Source organism: Chthonomonas calidirosea T49, from assembly GCF_000427095.1.
GTDB classification, from domain to species: Bacteria; Armatimonadota; Chthonomonadetes; order Chthonomonadales; family Chthonomonadaceae; genus Chthonomonas; species Chthonomonas calidirosea.
Genome location: NC_021487.1, coordinates 1057937 through 1072864 on the forward strand (window position 1 = coordinate 1057937; position 14928 = coordinate 1072864).

General features: G+C 52.5%; 13 protein-coding genes. 6 read left to right on the forward strand and 7 right to left on the reverse strand.

Features of this window, described 5'->3' with window-relative positions:
- Positions 1-18 precede the first annotated feature (18 nt).
- The 5 genes from CCALI_RS04450 to CCALI_RS04470 all read right to left on the reverse strand — a co-directional run bounded on the left by CCALI_RS04450 (position 19) and on the right by CCALI_RS04470 (position 4864).
- Complete coding sequence (locus CCALI_RS04450; RefSeq protein ID WP_016482281.1) at positions 19-1131, reverse strand: M24 family metallopeptidase; 1113 nt, start codon at positions 1129-1131, stop codon at positions 19-21.
- A complete protein-coding gene (locus CCALI_RS04455) occupies positions 1115-1798 on the reverse strand; it encodes a cation efflux transmembrane domain-containing protein (RefSeq protein ID WP_016482282.1) in 684 nt (227 codons plus the stop codon). Before CCALI_RS04455 ends, CCALI_RS04450 begins: the two co-directional genes overlap by 17 nt.
- Before the next feature lie 69 nt (positions 1799-1867).
- Complete coding sequence (locus CCALI_RS04460) at positions 1868-2812, reverse strand: phosphoribosylaminoimidazolesuccinocarboxamide synthase (protein ID WP_016482283.1); 945 nt, start codon at positions 2810-2812, stop codon at positions 1868-1870.
- Positions 2809-4296 carry an alpha-N-arabinofuranosidase gene (locus tag CCALI_RS04465; RefSeq protein WP_016482284.1) on the reverse strand — a complete coding sequence of 496 codons (1488 nt, stop codon included), beginning with the start codon at positions 4294-4296 and terminating at the stop codon, positions 2809-2811. Before CCALI_RS04465 ends, CCALI_RS04460 begins: the two co-directional genes overlap by 4 nt.
- A gap of 10 nt (positions 4297-4306) precedes the next feature.
- Entirely contained in the window at positions 4307-4864 is a 558-nt protein-coding gene (locus CCALI_RS04470; protein ID WP_016482285.1) for a nitroreductase family protein, read from the reverse strand.
- Positions 4865-4999: 135 nt separating this feature from the next.
- Between CCALI_RS04470 and CCALI_RS04475 the strand changes: the two genes are divergently transcribed.
- Positions 5000-6307, forward strand: coding sequence for a hypothetical protein (locus CCALI_RS04475; protein WP_016482286.1), 1308 nt, complete (start codon positions 5000-5002; stop codon positions 6305-6307).
- Here the strand turns inward: CCALI_RS04475 and CCALI_RS04480 are convergent.
- Together CCALI_RS04480 and trpE are read right to left on the reverse strand one after the other, a co-directional pair.
- A complete protein-coding gene (locus CCALI_RS04480; RefSeq protein WP_016482287.1) occupies positions 6232-7233 on the reverse strand; it encodes a prepilin-type N-terminal cleavage/methylation domain-containing protein in 1002 nt (333 codons plus the stop codon). The two genes, CCALI_RS04475 and CCALI_RS04480, sit on opposite strands and share 76 nt — an antisense overlap.
- A 233-nt stretch (positions 7234-7466) precedes the next feature.
- Positions 7467-8975 carry an anthranilate synthase component I gene (gene trpE / locus CCALI_RS04485; RefSeq protein ID WP_016482288.1) on the reverse strand — a complete coding sequence of 503 codons (1509 nt, stop codon included), beginning with the start codon at positions 8973-8975 and terminating at the stop codon, positions 7467-7469.
- A 394-nt stretch (positions 8976-9369) separates the two neighbouring features.
- Between trpE and CCALI_RS04490 the strand changes: the two genes are divergently transcribed.
- From CCALI_RS04490 to CCALI_RS04510, 5 genes are all read left to right on the forward strand, one after another.
- On the forward strand, positions 9370-9615 hold the full coding sequence (locus tag CCALI_RS04490; RefSeq protein ID WP_016482289.1) for a hypothetical protein: 246 nt from the start codon (positions 9370-9372) through the stop codon (positions 9613-9615).
- Between the two features lie 101 nt (positions 9616-9716).
- The gene (locus CCALI_RS14855) at positions 9717-10580 is read left to right on the forward strand and encodes a DUF1559 family PulG-like putative transporter (protein ID WP_016482290.1); all 864 of its coding nucleotides are present in this window, start codon (positions 9717-9719) and stop codon (positions 10578-10580) included.
- A 128-nt stretch (positions 10581-10708) separates the two neighbouring features.
- The gene (locus tag CCALI_RS04500) at positions 10709-11932 is read left to right on the forward strand and encodes a tetratricopeptide repeat protein (protein WP_016482291.1); all 1224 of its coding nucleotides are present in this window, start codon (positions 10709-10711) and stop codon (positions 11930-11932) included.
- On the forward strand, positions 11929-13638 hold the full coding sequence (locus CCALI_RS04505; protein ID WP_016482292.1) for a CRTAC1 family protein: 1710 nt from the start codon (positions 11929-11931) through the stop codon (positions 13636-13638). The genes CCALI_RS04500 and CCALI_RS04505 overlap by 4 nt, the downstream gene beginning before the upstream one ends.
- Before the next feature lie 33 nt (positions 13639-13671).
- A complete protein-coding gene (locus CCALI_RS04510) occupies positions 13672-14901 on the forward strand; it encodes a tetratricopeptide repeat protein (RefSeq protein WP_016482293.1) in 1230 nt (409 codons plus the stop codon).
- The last annotated feature ends 27 nt before the right edge of the window (positions 14902-14928 follow it).

The following is a 14928-nucleotide window of genomic DNA, read 5'->3' on the forward strand; positions in this document are numbered from 1 at the left end:
CATAGCGAACTCCTCTCCCTACGCAATAATCGGTAGCGTTTTCGGAATCGGACGATTCAGCGATAACGCGCCGGTTTCAGTTACCGTAACAATATTTTCTAATCGAACTCCGTAGCGCCCCGATAGATAGATGCCAGGCTCGATGGAGAAACAGAAACCAGGCTCAAGGGGAAGCGTGTTCCCCTCTTGAATATAGGGTGGTTCGTGACAGGAAAGCCCAATGCCATGACCGGTTCTATGGATGAAATTCTCTCCATAGCCGGCCCTCTGAATAACCTGTCTAGCTGCCCTATCTATCTCTTCACACAAGATACCAGGGCGCACGGCCGCAAAGGCGGCAACGTGTGCCTCAGCAACTGTCCGATAAACTCTTTCTGCCTCCTCATCCGGCGGTGCGCCAAAGGCGACGGTACGGGTGGTATCCGATGCATAATGCTCCCATGTACAGCCGATATCTACGATTACCATGTCGCCTCGCTTTAGCGGGGTAGCGTCAGGCGTATGATGCGGCATAGCTGCATTCGCTCCAAAACAGATGAGCGGCTCGAAAGAGGGCGTCGAACGATGCTGTTGGATCTGCTGCTCTACCAGCGCAGCGACCTCTATCTCCGTTACACCCTCCTTTAAAGAGGCCAAAGTGGCCTCCATCACCGTATCAATGATCTCGGCCGCGCGCTGCATGGCAGATAGCTCATCAGGGGTTTTCACACGCCGAAGCCTAGAAAGCACCGGATCTGCTGGCAGATAAGTTAGGTTCGGCGCTATACTTTGAAGTCCTAGCAGATGCACCGCATACAGCTCATCATCCACGAGAACTGCCTGTCCGGGTCGAATATCCCAACCCCGAAATAGCGTGCGCACCGTGTCCTGCCAACCGCTTGAATCTTCCCAGCCGTAGACCAGGGAAATTTGTGCAAGGTTCTGACTGGCTTGCGCCACATTCATCTTTGGTACCACAAAGACCGGCTCTTCTACCCAAGGCACAAAAAGCGCTAAGAACCGCTTGTGACCGTTTTCTACATAGCCAGTCAGATAGCGCATCTGATCGGAAAAAGAGAGGATGGCAAGCCGATAACCCTCCTGTTGCATTAAGGCTTGCAGACGCTGTATTCGCTCATGATAGATGTTCATTCTGTTGCTCCTTAACGGCACACTGTCCGCAGCAGGGCAGACCAAAGAAGGCTGCAAAGGCTTCTCGCAATAAGAAAGGCACCAGCAGGAGTGTCGCCGCGCCATCAATCCATTGCCATCCTAAAAGGCGCTCAGCCAGCAGACCGACCACCAGCACGATGGCGAGGTAGCCACAAGCGGCGCTCTCTACCGCTTCGGCACGAAGGGCGCGGCTCTGCAGTTTTTCCGCCAGTCGCAACTTCCAAGCGGCCAAAAGCGGCATTCCAATTTTCGCCGCAACCCCTACCAAGATGCCCCACGCACTTCGTTCCGTATCGGTAGGCAATCCGTGCCCCAATAGGCGCCCTATTGCAAGCGCGGAAAGCAAGCAAGCTAAACCGGCCAGGAGAGTACCGGCAATACGGCTCGCCAGTTTCTCGACCGACTCCAGCGATTCGGCCGATAGTCCACGCCGGTACTCCGCATCCAAACGCCAAAGCAGCACACCCGCGCTGAGCAACTCGATGAGGCTGTCTAGCCCAAAGCCCTCTAAAAGCAAGCTGCGTGCTGCAGCCCCTAGCAGCAGCGCGACGGCGGCTTCGAGGATCATCCAGACAAATGTGATGCCAACCGCAAGCAGAGCCTGTTTTAGAGCTTGTTGATGCGAGGTGCTTTGGTGTTTCGACATGGCAGTTTCACGCTCTCCATAGGCATGGCCAGCAGGATGCTAGCGTTCCTAGGCATCGGACAACCAAGCTCACTCCTCATAGGTAGGCAGCTCTTTACCTGTAAGCCGCCGATAGGCTTCACGATACTTTTCTGCAGTGCGCTGAACCACCTCTAAAGGGAGCGTTGGCGGGGGAGGCTGTTTGTTCCAACCCGTTTGCTCCAACCAGTCGCGTACGAACTGCTTATCGAAGGAAGGCTGGCTCTGCCCTGGCCGATAAAGGCTGGCCTCCCAATAGCGGGAGGAGTCGGGCGTGAGCGCTTCGTCAATCCATATAAGCTCGCCGTTGCGTAAGCCAAATTCGAACTTGGTATCCGCCAGAATCAGCCCCGAATGCCGTGCTCTCTCCTCTGCACTCCGGTAGAGCGCAAGGCTGATCTCAGCAACGCGATGCGCGAAGATGCTTCCGATGCGCTCGGCCACCGCGGACAACGAGATATTCTCGTCATGACCGACAGTTGCCTTCGTCGCCGGTGTAAAAATGGGTTCCGGTAGCTTTTCACTCTCTTTCAAGCCGCCCGGCAGCGCCACCCCATGAAGAATCACATCCTTATGTTCTCCACCTGCCGCCACATACTCTTTCCATAGCGAGCCGGCAAGATAGCCTCGGACCACACACTCGATCGGCAGCGGCGTTGCCTTCAGACAGAGCATGCTTCGTCCGGCCAACTTCCGTTTTAGGGCGGGTTCGAGGGAAACACCGCTACGTTCCAAATAGGGCAGTATGGCCGCATCATCTACCGCCAAGCAGTGATTGGGCACCAAGGGGCTCAACTGCTGAAACCACCACCCAGAAAGTTGAGTAAGCACACGCCCTTTATCGGGAATGCCCTCCTGCAACACCACATCGAAAGCCGATATACGGTCGGTGGCGACAATAAGCAGCGAGTCGTTACCGACTTCAAAAATTTCGCGTACCTTGCCCGATGTGCGATGAACGAGACCCGGAATAGCGATATGTTGAAGAGGTGTCATCTTCGTTTTAACCGGAACGTCGCCATGGAGTGTTTCGGCAGATTCACAAGGTAGCCGCCCTGCGTGCTCTCAGTGGCCTTAATGGGCTGCGGTACCACCGCGTCCGGCTTCTCCGCCGAGTTATGAGCGAGGGGGTTATCGGCTGTCAACAGCTGTGCATCGAACAGCACGCGGCCCTCTGTGCCGCCGAAATGCACCGAGGCCGACTGATCCAAATGCAAATTGAGAACGGTGAGTGTAAGATTGTCCTCCTTATCGAGCGAAGCGGTAGCCGTAACGCAGCGCAGCTCCTCACTAACGGGCAAAAGACTTGCATGCACCTCTACCTCCAGAGCGGTGGCCCCTATATGTGGGGCATGAAGCTGAAAGACATGATAGGTGGGTGTACGCCACATAGCAGCCCCTCGCGTCTGAATGGGCGCATGAAGCACATTTACGACTTGCGCGAGGTTGGCCAAACTCAAAACGCGGCACTGCCGATGAAAGCCTTCCAGAACAATGGCGGCCGCTAGGGCATCGCGTAGGGTCGAAACCTGCTCGTAGGGCCCACCGCGTTTATCAGGATCAAACTGAAGTCTCGCCTCCGGATGCCAAATACCCCACTCATCCAGAGCAACCCCCACACGGCGTCGTTCGCCGAGCTCCACACGAATGATGTCGGCGGTCTGTTGCACAAAGGCTTCCGTCAGCGATGCCTCGGTAAAAAGGCGATAAGAGACCTTCTCAGAGGGATCGAGCTCTCCCCCTTCTCCGTGCCAGTAGCGGTGCACTGAAAGATGGTCAATGGTATCTAGATGGTGGCGCAAGGTTTGCAGGAGAGTCCGATTCCACGGCTCATCGAAGCCGCAAGCAACAAGCTCAATGTGGGGGTCTACATGCCGAAGCATGGTTGCATAGCGCCGATACTCCAGCGCATAATCGCGCGCATCGAAGTTGCCTCCACACCCCCAGTTTTCGTTACCAACCCCCCACAGCTTCACCCCAAACGGTTTTTCCGCTCCATTTGCCCGCCGTAGCCGGGTAAGGGTTGTATCTAGAGCGCTGTTGCAGTACTCAACCCAATCGCACATCTCTTGAGGCGATCCCGTTCCTACATTTGCAGCCAAATAGGGTTCGGCCCCCGTCTGCTCACAAAACCAAAGAAACTCATGGGTGCCTAAGCTGTTGTCGTCCTCGACAACCTCTCCACAGGACATCCCGAGCCTTCTAGGGCGCTGATCCTTAGGTCCGATACCATCGCGCCAATGGTAGTGATCCGCATAACACCCCCCAGGCCAACGCAGCAATGGCATAGGCATGTTTTTCAGCGCCTCGAGCACATCGGTGCGAAAACCTTTTTGGTTAGGAACCGGCGCGCTCGTAGGCTTCAAAAACAGTCCATCATAACAGCAGCGCCCTAGGTGTTCCGCAAAATGTCCGTACAGACGTGGAGATATCGTTCCAATGCGGACATCGGGCTTGATCGTGATACGCACGTCTTCCATACGTTAATCCTCACCATCCGTTATAGTGTGTTAGCTCTGATAGCGGTTTGCGTGCGCGCGGAGCCGTTTCTCGTTTCTGCAGATCCTCCGGTAAATCCTCGAGGCGTCCGGGATAGCCGACAGCGATGACCACCACAACCCGGTAGGGATCGGGCACACCCATCGCAGTACGCATGATATTCTCGTCCCATCCAGCCATTGGATGAACCACAAGTCCCTCGGCCGTTCCCTGTAATAACAGGTTTTCTGCCGCCAACCCACAGTCAAACAGATAGAGTGGCTGCCCGTTGATGTCTCCATCATCCTGAGGGTTGGCACAGATCAAAAGCAAAAGCGGAGCGCGGTTTGCCCATCGCTGATTGCCCGGATGGAGCGCCTCACGAGCGCGTGCAAGGGCGTCTGGGGCATCCACCACCACAAAGCGCCACGGCTGCGAGTTGCCAGAAGAGGGCGCCCAACGTGCTGCCTCTAACAGTCTCTGCGTGACCTCACGGGGAACGGGCCGATTAGGGTCTATCGCGCGGGGGCTGCGGCGTTGTGCCAATAGCGGATGAATCTCTAACGTCATCTACAGCTCCAGAAAAACTTAAACGACACACAAGTTCCGTACTTAGTATACACCACCTCTTCCGCGTTTCTTGCATAAAAAGCAGGAATCCCAACGGCCCGTTGAGAAGTTTAGAATATGAGGGTCGCGGCGGAGATGGAAACGAAAAAGAGAGCGATCTGGTCGCCGGTTCAAAACACAGATTCCGATGCCAAAACACGGCTTCTTCAGCGGATCAAGGCCTGGAAGACGGAAGAATATCGCGCGCGTTTGCGATGGCTAGGCTATTTTTGCGTCCTCTTTCTCCTTCTACCATGCTTTACCATCCTTCGAGAGCCTTTAGGGGAGGAGAACGGCATCGGCTCTGCCATAGGCCTACACGTTCTGCAGGTGCTTATATGCGGGGTACTGCTTGGTCTAGAGCTGTTGGCTGGTCAAAATCGCCGTATGGCGCAACGCGAGCTCATCCAACAACTTGAAGCCATTAGCGATCAAAAGCTGCTCCCTGCTCTTATCTCTTCCCTCGATGCTACCCATCCAAAGCTCAACCATCTCCTCATCCAAACCTTGAAACGCTTTTTGGCAGATACCTCGCAAGAGCTCAGCGGATTGGTTTCAGCCGACTGGGAGCAACTGTGTAGCCACCTCTCGCTATTTCTGTCTGAAGGCGAGTTTGAGATGGTGCACCTGATCCTTCAAAGGCTTCCTACCCCTGCAAGCCCCCGCGTGGTAAGCGCTTTGGCCGACTTCCTCGCCTCCGACGAACTATGGCCTTTAGACATTCTCTGGGAAGAGACAAAGGAGAGCCTAGATCGTCTTCTTACTTTCTTCGACTTTCGCTTTGGCCTGCCATTATCGGAGGTTGTCGAACAGTGGATTCAACAGCTCCCCTTCCCCTATTTGGATGATGGATTCTTCGCTACAACCTACTCATTGCAGGCCGACGCCGTGATCGAGCCGCGCCATATGGGTCTGGCCTACTTAGCTCTGGGCAAACTTCTTCCGCAGCTTTCTACAGAGATGTTTCGACAGCTCTCCAAGTATCATCGGGCAACCCTTTATTGGAATCTGCTAGGCAGCCCGGTGGCCTCTAACGAGACCTCGCTGCATCTCGCCCGTCTCGGCCCACAGTATGCACATGCCGTTCTAGATAAAATCGCTCAGGCTGGCGATCTCGATGCCCTAGCCTACTTAAATCGGTTTGTTCATCACGGTATGTTACAGGAGTGGGTTCCAAAAGAGATTCGCCAAAAGGCGATGCAAACGCTTTTGGAACTTGAAGAGCAGGCAAAACGGGAGGAGGCGGAGCGCTTACTTTTGCGCGCAAGTGTGCCTCCTCCCTTTCCTAAAGAGGAGCTGTTGCGACCGATTCTTAAAGAGGATCGCAGTCAGAGGGAGAAACATCTGCTGCTGCGCGGGGTGCCAATCGCCTGTGCAAACGAGAATGAATCGCAACATTCATAAGCATTGAAAGCACCTGTTGAAACTATGGGGGCGGGATTTGGCAGCGGATTGCGCACTATGTGGTCGGGATACTCATCAACCCGTGCGCGCCCCCATCGCATCCATTTCACATGACCGTCGAAGTAGATATAGTTGGAACCGCCATTATGACGGTCGTATTTAATCCAACCTTGATCGCCGTATTTTCCACTGCCCCATCGCACCAAAGCGGCCTCGCCAACCCATGTGTCGTAGTCGTCTTGAGGCACATAGCCATAGTCCGGGTTGTCCGGGGCATCGAGTGCCGTAGAGTTACGCTCGGAGAACATAATGATGTTAGGATTAGGCAAGGCATCTATTACGGCCTCCGTGGCGAAGCCAGGAAGAACGCCCTCCATTGCGTACCGGCAGGATTTGTGCGTGAAGATGGAGTTCAGCAAGTAGCTCCACATACACCAGTGGTGTATCTCCGCCTGGCACTGCTCTCCATTTGGTGCGGCCTGACATTCGGTCCCCAAAACGGTGATGCCACCGTTATACTCCTGCAGGTTCGTCGCCAAAATTTGCGATCGCGGCTCCGTATCGGAAGGGCAGAAGCCGATCAGCCGACCTTTCATATAGGGTTGAAAGAAGATCATCCAAGGTTTTTCAGCGTTGCTGTTTCCCTGTCCGCCCCCAATGCAGCCGTCCACTGTCGGCGGCAAATTCGGCACCTGTGTGCCGTCGTCAAGCACCCACTCCTCATGATGATGGAACAGGGCTCCATCCCAATCGTCCATATACATGTGGGCTGCCATGGCGATCTGCTTCTCGTTAGAAAGGCAGACCGTTTGGCGGGCGCTCTCGCGTGCCCTAGCAAACACCGGGAAGAGGATGGCAGCCAGTATCGCTATAATAGCGATAACGACAAGCAACTCAATGAGCGTAAAAGCGCTCTTCCTACCCATATGCCCTCTACCTCCATGAGTATCATCTGTAAAAAGGAAAGCATGAGATTATAGCACATTTTTCTTCACCGACAACAGGATTGCCGCGTAGTCTTCATCTAGTCAGCTTTTCCTTGTGTTGACACTCCATTCCTTTACGCTACCGAAGCCACCGCCATGCAAAGGTTTAAGTCACTAAAGACAACAGCCTCGATTCTTGACAATAGCCTCGATTCTTTTAGAAACCATGCAACTTACTCCAAACCTTCTTCGGCCATTTCGATAGCGGCGATCAGGGCCTTCGCTTTGTTCACGCTCTCCTGATACTCAAGCGCGGGCACCGAATCGGCGACCAGTCCTCCGCCCGACTGAATGTAGGCCACCTGCCCATCGGTCAACATGGTGCGAATCGTAATCGCCATGTCCATATCTCCGCTATAGCTGAAGTAGCCCAAAGCACCTGCGTAGAACCCTCGGCGTGTCCACTCTTGTTCGTCTATAATCTCCATCGCACGCACCTTAGGGGCACCGGAGACTGTCCCGGCTGGGAAGCAGGCGCGTAACACATCGTACACGCTTTTGTCAGGAGCTAACTTGCCCACCACATTGCTCACAATATGCATCACATGCGAGTAGCGCTCGATCACCATCAGCTCATCCACACGCACGCTTCCGAAAACGCAAACACGACCGATGTCGTTGCGCCCCAGATCAACCAACATGATATGCTCCGCGCGCTCTTTCTCATCTGCTAGGAGCTCTGCCTCCAGTCGGGCGTCCTCTTCGGGCGTCTTACCCCGAGGGCGGGTGCCTGCAATCGGGCGCACGCATACGGTATCGCCATGCACATTTACCAAAATTTCTGGGGAAGCCCCGATCAGTTTGCGTTGACCGAGGTCAAAATAGCACATGTAGGGCGAGGGGTTGATAGAGCGAAGCGCTCGGTAGAGATCGAACGGTCGTGCCGAGAAAGGAACTTTAAAACGTTGCGATAACACAATTTGAAACGCATCGCCAGCCAAGATGTACTCTCGGCAGCGCTCTACTGCGGCCTCGAACTCCTCCCGTGGAGTACACGGCTCAACCACCACCTTTCGATTGGGAACACGTGGCGGCGGAGGCGTATAGGGCGCCTGCAGACGTGTCACCAGAGAATCGATCTTTTTGATAGCCGCCTCATAGGCCGCATCGGGGTCGCCGTCCACATGCGCGTTGCAAAGCACGAGGATACGATGCCGCACATGGTCGAAAATCACGAGTGTATCGGTAAACAGGAAGCAGGCATCATCTACCTGAAGTTCGTCGGGGTTTGTATCGGGCAGCTTCTCAAAAAAGCGAACCAGGTCGTAGCTAAAAAAGCCGACAGCGCCCCCGCAGAATCGAGGGAGATCGGAGGTGGCAACAAACCGATAGCGCCCCATCAGGTTCTGAAGCACGTGGAGGGGATCCTGGCCTCCTTCAAGCTGGAAACGATGCTCGTGGCCTTCTTCGAGCAATATCACTTCACGGTTCTTCGTGCGCAGCACAAGACCAGGGTTCACCCCTAGATAGGAGTAACGAGCTAAGCGTTCCCCACCCTCAACGCTCTCCAGGAGAAAAGCACGCGGGTTCTCGCCTTCCTCTCCTATATCGGCCACAAGGCGTTCAAAGGCAGAAACCGGCGTTAGTCTATCGGCGAGTATCTCACGATAGATCGGTATGAGGTTTCCTTTTTGAGCGAGTGTACGAAACGTCGCACGATCAGGCTTGACATTGCTGGGCATAGATGGACTATCTTTCCTTATGGTTTCTCATATCCATTTGAGCTAGAATATTGTACTCTTTATCCTCTTTCTACAGGTGTGCGCGTCCCACGGCCTGAATAAGCGTTTATTGCAATTCTGCGTGTGCAAAAACGATCTTACCTTAGCGATGATAAAAATAACGACCTATAGTTAATTCAAAGCCAGTCCCCGTTGTTTTCATAAAAATCAGGAAGCCTGTCTTTTTTTGTTGTATCTCTATTTGCATTCCACAGGATAGTATGATATAATGACAATAGAGATACCGACATACGCTTCTCATCTAACCAAATTACGATGAAAGCGAGAGGGTGTATCTATTCTGTCAAGTCATGTGGGTTTTAACGCCCACACAAATCACTAAGGGAGGAGTGATGTGAACAAAGAAGTAAGTCCGGCCATCATCGTTGCTGCCATTGTGGTTGTTGTGCTGATTTTGGCCTTCCTTGGGTGGCATTACCTGCGAGGGCCAGCAGCACGTGCGGGAAGTAATCCCTATGCACATATGCCAGCGAATATCAAAAACCCAGGAGCACCAACCTATCAAAACGGGCCGCCTAGCGAAAGCGGCGCGCCAGGTGGTTCTCCTTATGCAAACATGCCTTCAGGCGGAAAACAGTAGAGGTGGAAACAGGAGCTTTCCTCGCCTCAACCTTTATCTTAGCTTCAAAAACCGCCACGATACAACAAAAAATCTCAATAACATTTGGAAGGAGCTGCACTATGCAACCGACAAAATCAAAATCTAGTCAAGGGTTTACCCTTATCGAGCTTCTCGTGGTTATCGCTATTATCGCCATTCTTGCGGCGATACTCTTCCCCGTGTTTGCCCAAGCCCGTGAGAAGGCACGCGCTATCTCTTGTGCTAGCAATCTCAAACAGCTTGGCCTCGCCTTCAAGATGTACACCACCGACTATGATGAGCACTATCCTTTTGGAGGTTGGCGTCCCATAGATCCTTCAAACGGCCAACAAGACGGTACCTGGGATTGGCAAAATACGGTGGCACCCTACATTAAAAATAAAGGGCTTTATCGTTGTCCTGATTCGACCGACATGGATGAGAATCCAAACAACCCAACCGACTGGTCGTGGAATCGTAATCCAGTTAGCTATCTGTACAACAATCAGTGGGGAAGGAATCGCCAACCGCTTTCTGAGGCTGCAGCCGTAGCACCAGCGGATACCTGGTTGGTAATTGATGGTCACTCCGACTGGGGATGCGCTCAGACCCATAATAATGCCTGTGGAGGCACGGACTGGCTGGGACGACCTCACACTGTGTGGAATATGGAAGATACCACCTTTGGGTCGGATGCCTCTCTCGTCACTGGCTGGCTTAGCTGGCAGGGCTTCACGTGGGGTCTTCCGCGACATCAGCAGCGTGCCGAAGTCTGCTACTCCGATGGACACGTTAAGTCCATTGAAGTGACACCGCAAGATCCGGCCTCCATGAGCGTTAAGCAAGGTAATCAACTCTACCACACCACGCCCGACTGTAACGGATGGTTCCAACAGACCTATCCCTACAATAAAGTGGCTATTCCGGAGCAGAATAACCCGGGTTGGAAATGGTGCGTGAACTAACAAGAGTGCGTGTTAGCTAATTGGTTGGGATTAGGGGAGGCTATTGATGAAGATTTCTCATCAATAGCTTCCCAACTTTTTGCAGCAAGTGTATTTTCAAGCCAGAATGATGTAGATAGAGTGCATCAATGAAGCGACAATATGTTTTGATTGGAACAATAGGTTGTGTGCTTATTGTGGTGAGTCTTCTAATCCGCAACAGCCGGTGGGCGGAAGAACGTATGTTGAAACCGCTTTCCGCGGAAGAACTAGCCTATGCCGTTCATGACCGCCCTAACGATCCCCTGGTTTTCCTCTACTACGGTTCTGCTCTCTTGAAATCCGGCGATCTAACAGACGCTGCCTACGCGTTTACAAGGGCTACGAAACTCGATCCCAAGCTCTATGAGGCTTATATAGGGCTTGGCAGTACCCAATTTCGCCTAAAGGACTATGCAGCGGCACAAACCTCTTTCCAAAGAGCTGCCCAACTACGACCCCATCAAATTGCGCCCTATCTCGGATTGGCACAAGCCTACTATTTAAGCGGTCTGCCCGAACACGCCACAGCCCCGCTCAAGAAGATCGTCGCACTACAACCCAAAAACGATCTCGCTTGGTATACCCTCGGACAGATGTATGGAGATGCTCATGAGCCAGACCAAGCGCTCTTGGCGATGCAACGTGCCGTGGCACTCAAGCCCCATAATCCCGAGTATCGCATTGCCTTAGCAGAAGTTCTTCTACACTACGCCCGTTACACCGATGCAGAACAACAGCTCGTGCAGGCTATCCGCGACGATTATAACAATGCCTATGCACACTATCTGCTTGGATATGTGTTCGAACAGGAAGGGGATAATCCACAACTTAGAGGCCAGGCAGAACAAGAGTTTCTCAACGCGCTCGCCCGCGAGCCCGAAATGGAACCTGCCTACTTTGATCTAGGGCAACTCTACGAACGCGACGGAGACTACAAGCCTGCCATCACCAACTACCGTAAAGCATTTCACCTTAACCCCTCCGATGCCCAAGCGCTCTATCACCTAGGCCTCTGCCTTGTTCAATCGGGTCAAACTAAAGAAGGTCAGAGACTGATTGAAGGCGCTCAAGAGCTTAGTCGTGCTCAGCGAGAAATAGACTATATGCAAAAACGCATTATTGCCGATCCGAGCAATCCTGACCTCCGCCTACGTATGGCGCGTATCTACAAAAAGTATGGAAACTATTCAGAAGCACTGCAGCAGTACCAAGTCTATAGCGCGCTGCGCCCTCCGGATCGACGAATCGAAAAAGAGATCGCTGCCTGCTATATGAGTTTTAAAACGGCAAGTACACCCAAAACGTCTTCAGGACATCCATCACAACCATGAGTCGACTCTATCTCAATCGTCGGGAACTCCTACTCTCTACTATTGGGGCTATAAGCTTTTTGGGAGGATGTCGGCCACGAAATTACGACACCCTCTCCAAGTCCTCTACGGCTAGCGCTTCTCTATCTCCCAATGATCCGCCTTGGTTTGAGGATCGCACCCTTCAAAGTGGGATCACCTTCCAACTCGGCCATCTTCCCCATCCAAGCCCGTTGAACATTTTGCAAACGATTGGAACGGGGTGTGCGCTTTTTGATTTCGATGGGGATGGACACCTCGATCTACTTCTGGTAGGTCAAACGGGGACCCGCTCATCAAGTTGCGCTCTTTACCATAATAATGGCAACGGTACATTCACCGATGTCACTCCGGGTAGTGGGCTGGAAAAACCCGGCTTTTACTTAGGATGTGCTGTCGGAGATTTCGATAATGATGGTCGGCCTGATATCCTATTGACCGGTTATGGTGTGTTAAAACTTTTTCGCAATGTAGGTAATGGAAGGTTCGAAGACGTTTCTGAAGAGGCAGGCCTCTTCTCTCCATCACCTACCTCATGGCATACCAGCGCTGTGTTTTTTGATTTCGATAGGGATGGCTATTTGGATCTTTACGTCGGACGCTACGTTATCTTCAATTCGAAGACTCTCCAGCTCTGCAACTACGGAAAATATAAGTCCTCCTGTGGCCCCATCTTCTATGATCCCGATTTTGGAAGTCTTTATCATAACAACGGCAAAGGACATTTCACCGACGTGACGCACGAACTCGGACTTGACAACGCCCACGGGAAGTGCCTAGGTGTCGCTGTAGCCGATGTTAACGGGGATGGATGGCCAGATCTCTATTTGGCCAATGACGAAATGCCTGGAGACCTCTTCATCAATGAGAAAGGTAAGTCTTTCCGAAATGAAGGGCTGCTGCGCGGAGTGGCGTTGAACGGCGCAGGTGAGATGCAAGGGGGTATGGGAGTAGATTTCGGTGATTACGATAACGATGGGCTGATTGATCTCTTCGTTGCGACTTTTGAAGGAGAGCCGGATAGTCTCTATCACGCAACCCATTCGGGCATCTTTGAGTACGCTTCGATTAATGTCGGTATCGATCAACCAACCCGAAACATGGTTGGGTTCGGAACAAAGTTTATAGACACAAACAATAACGGATGGCTGGATATCGTGATCGCCAACGGTCATATCCACGATAATGAAGACTTGCTAGATAAGTTCAATCGGTATCGTCAGCCTATGCAGCTTTTCATGAATCAGGCAGGGCACACCTTTATCGAGATGTCTCAACAAGCCGGCCCCGGCTTTACCACCCCTATGGTCGGACGTGGCTTAGCTATAGGCGATGTCAATAACGATGGCCTTCTTGACATCGTCGCCACAGACCTAGAAGGCCGGCCACGCCTTCTTATCAATCAAACCCCACAGGCGGGCAATTGGATTCGCCTTACTTTGGAAGGACGTTCTAGTAATCGCATGGGACTTGGTGCGCATGCCACTTTAACGGCGGGAGGGAATACATGGACGCGACAGTGCACAACTGGAGGAAGCTTCTTTTCCGCAAGCGATCCGCGAATTCACTTTGGCCTCGGCTCCGTAAAAGAGGTCGAGAAAATTGAGGTGATCTGGCCGAGCAGTAAGCGAAGCACGGTTGTTAGACCTCCCATCAACAAAGATATCAGAGTCGTAGAATCAATCTGATGATAGACACGTTTTTGCGAGGAGATCGGAATCGTGAAGCTTCCTTGGAGTCCTAGCCAAATCGTGCGCCCGCTTATCATCGTCTTCCTGACTCTATGCGGGGTCGCCCTCATCATCGCAGAAAACAATATCGCTCGGAATAGCTGGCTAGAACATGCCTCCACTTCTGAGTTGGAAACCCAAGCGGCTCATCATCCTGATGATGAGTTGCTTGTACGCACCCTATGCTACCGCCTCGTCGGAGAAGGTAAAGCCCAAAAAGCTACAGCACTCATGCAACAACTGGTTGCTCGTCATCCATCCTCATCAGAGGACTGGTTGGGCTTGGGCCAATGCGCCGCTAGCGCAAATCAGATTGTTCGTGCGTACTATGCCTATCAGAATGCCTATCGGCTCGATCATCATAACGCGGAGGCGCTTGTTCGCGCTGGGCAGATTGAAACGAGAGCTGGCCTTTATGCGGATGGCCTTAGAGATATTGAAAAAGCAATAGCCATCAATCCTAGACTTAACTTCGATCATACGGACTATATCACCTGCCTCACACGGTATCAGCGCTGGAACGAGGCCTGGCAACAACTTTTAGCCGCCATAGACCAAAACCCTATGGAAGAAGAGCTCTACTCGGACCTCGTGAAGATCGCACCCCATGTTGGAGGATTAGCTAAGGCTGAAGAGCTTCTGCGACGCCGTATTGAAATGACCCCCGCCTATGACACGCCTAAAATCCATGGACTTCTAGCTCTGATCCTTCTTAAGGAAGCTCACTCCTCTAAAGATCTTCTTGATTCGGCCAAAGAGGCCCAAAAAGAGAGTTGGACACCGCTGCGATGCCAGGCCGGTGCGGAAATTTTTCTTGCTTGTCATGATCTTACTCACGCACAAAAGCTCGTAGAAGAGGGACTCAACGTCAATCCTTCTGACACCGATCTCCTCCGTATTCTGCAGACAATATATCTCATGGAGCACCGGATAGTAGCGGCTCAGAATGTGGAGAAAAAAATAGCACTCAGCCAAAATGTTACGCCTACGATCATTCATTTACAAGAGCTGGTCATGAAAAACCCCAACAAACCTGCCATCGCTCTCCAACTTGCTAGAGCACTCCTGCAACATGGCAACTATGCTGCTGCTGCAGAAGCCTATTTGCAAGTGCTCCACTACGATCCACATAACCAAGAGGCACTATATCAACTGCCCTTCTGTCGTCAAAAAGCTATGGAGGCCCTAGACACAACCGCTAGAAAGAAGAACCTTACTTGACAAGCAGACCATTTATTGGCCAGGCTC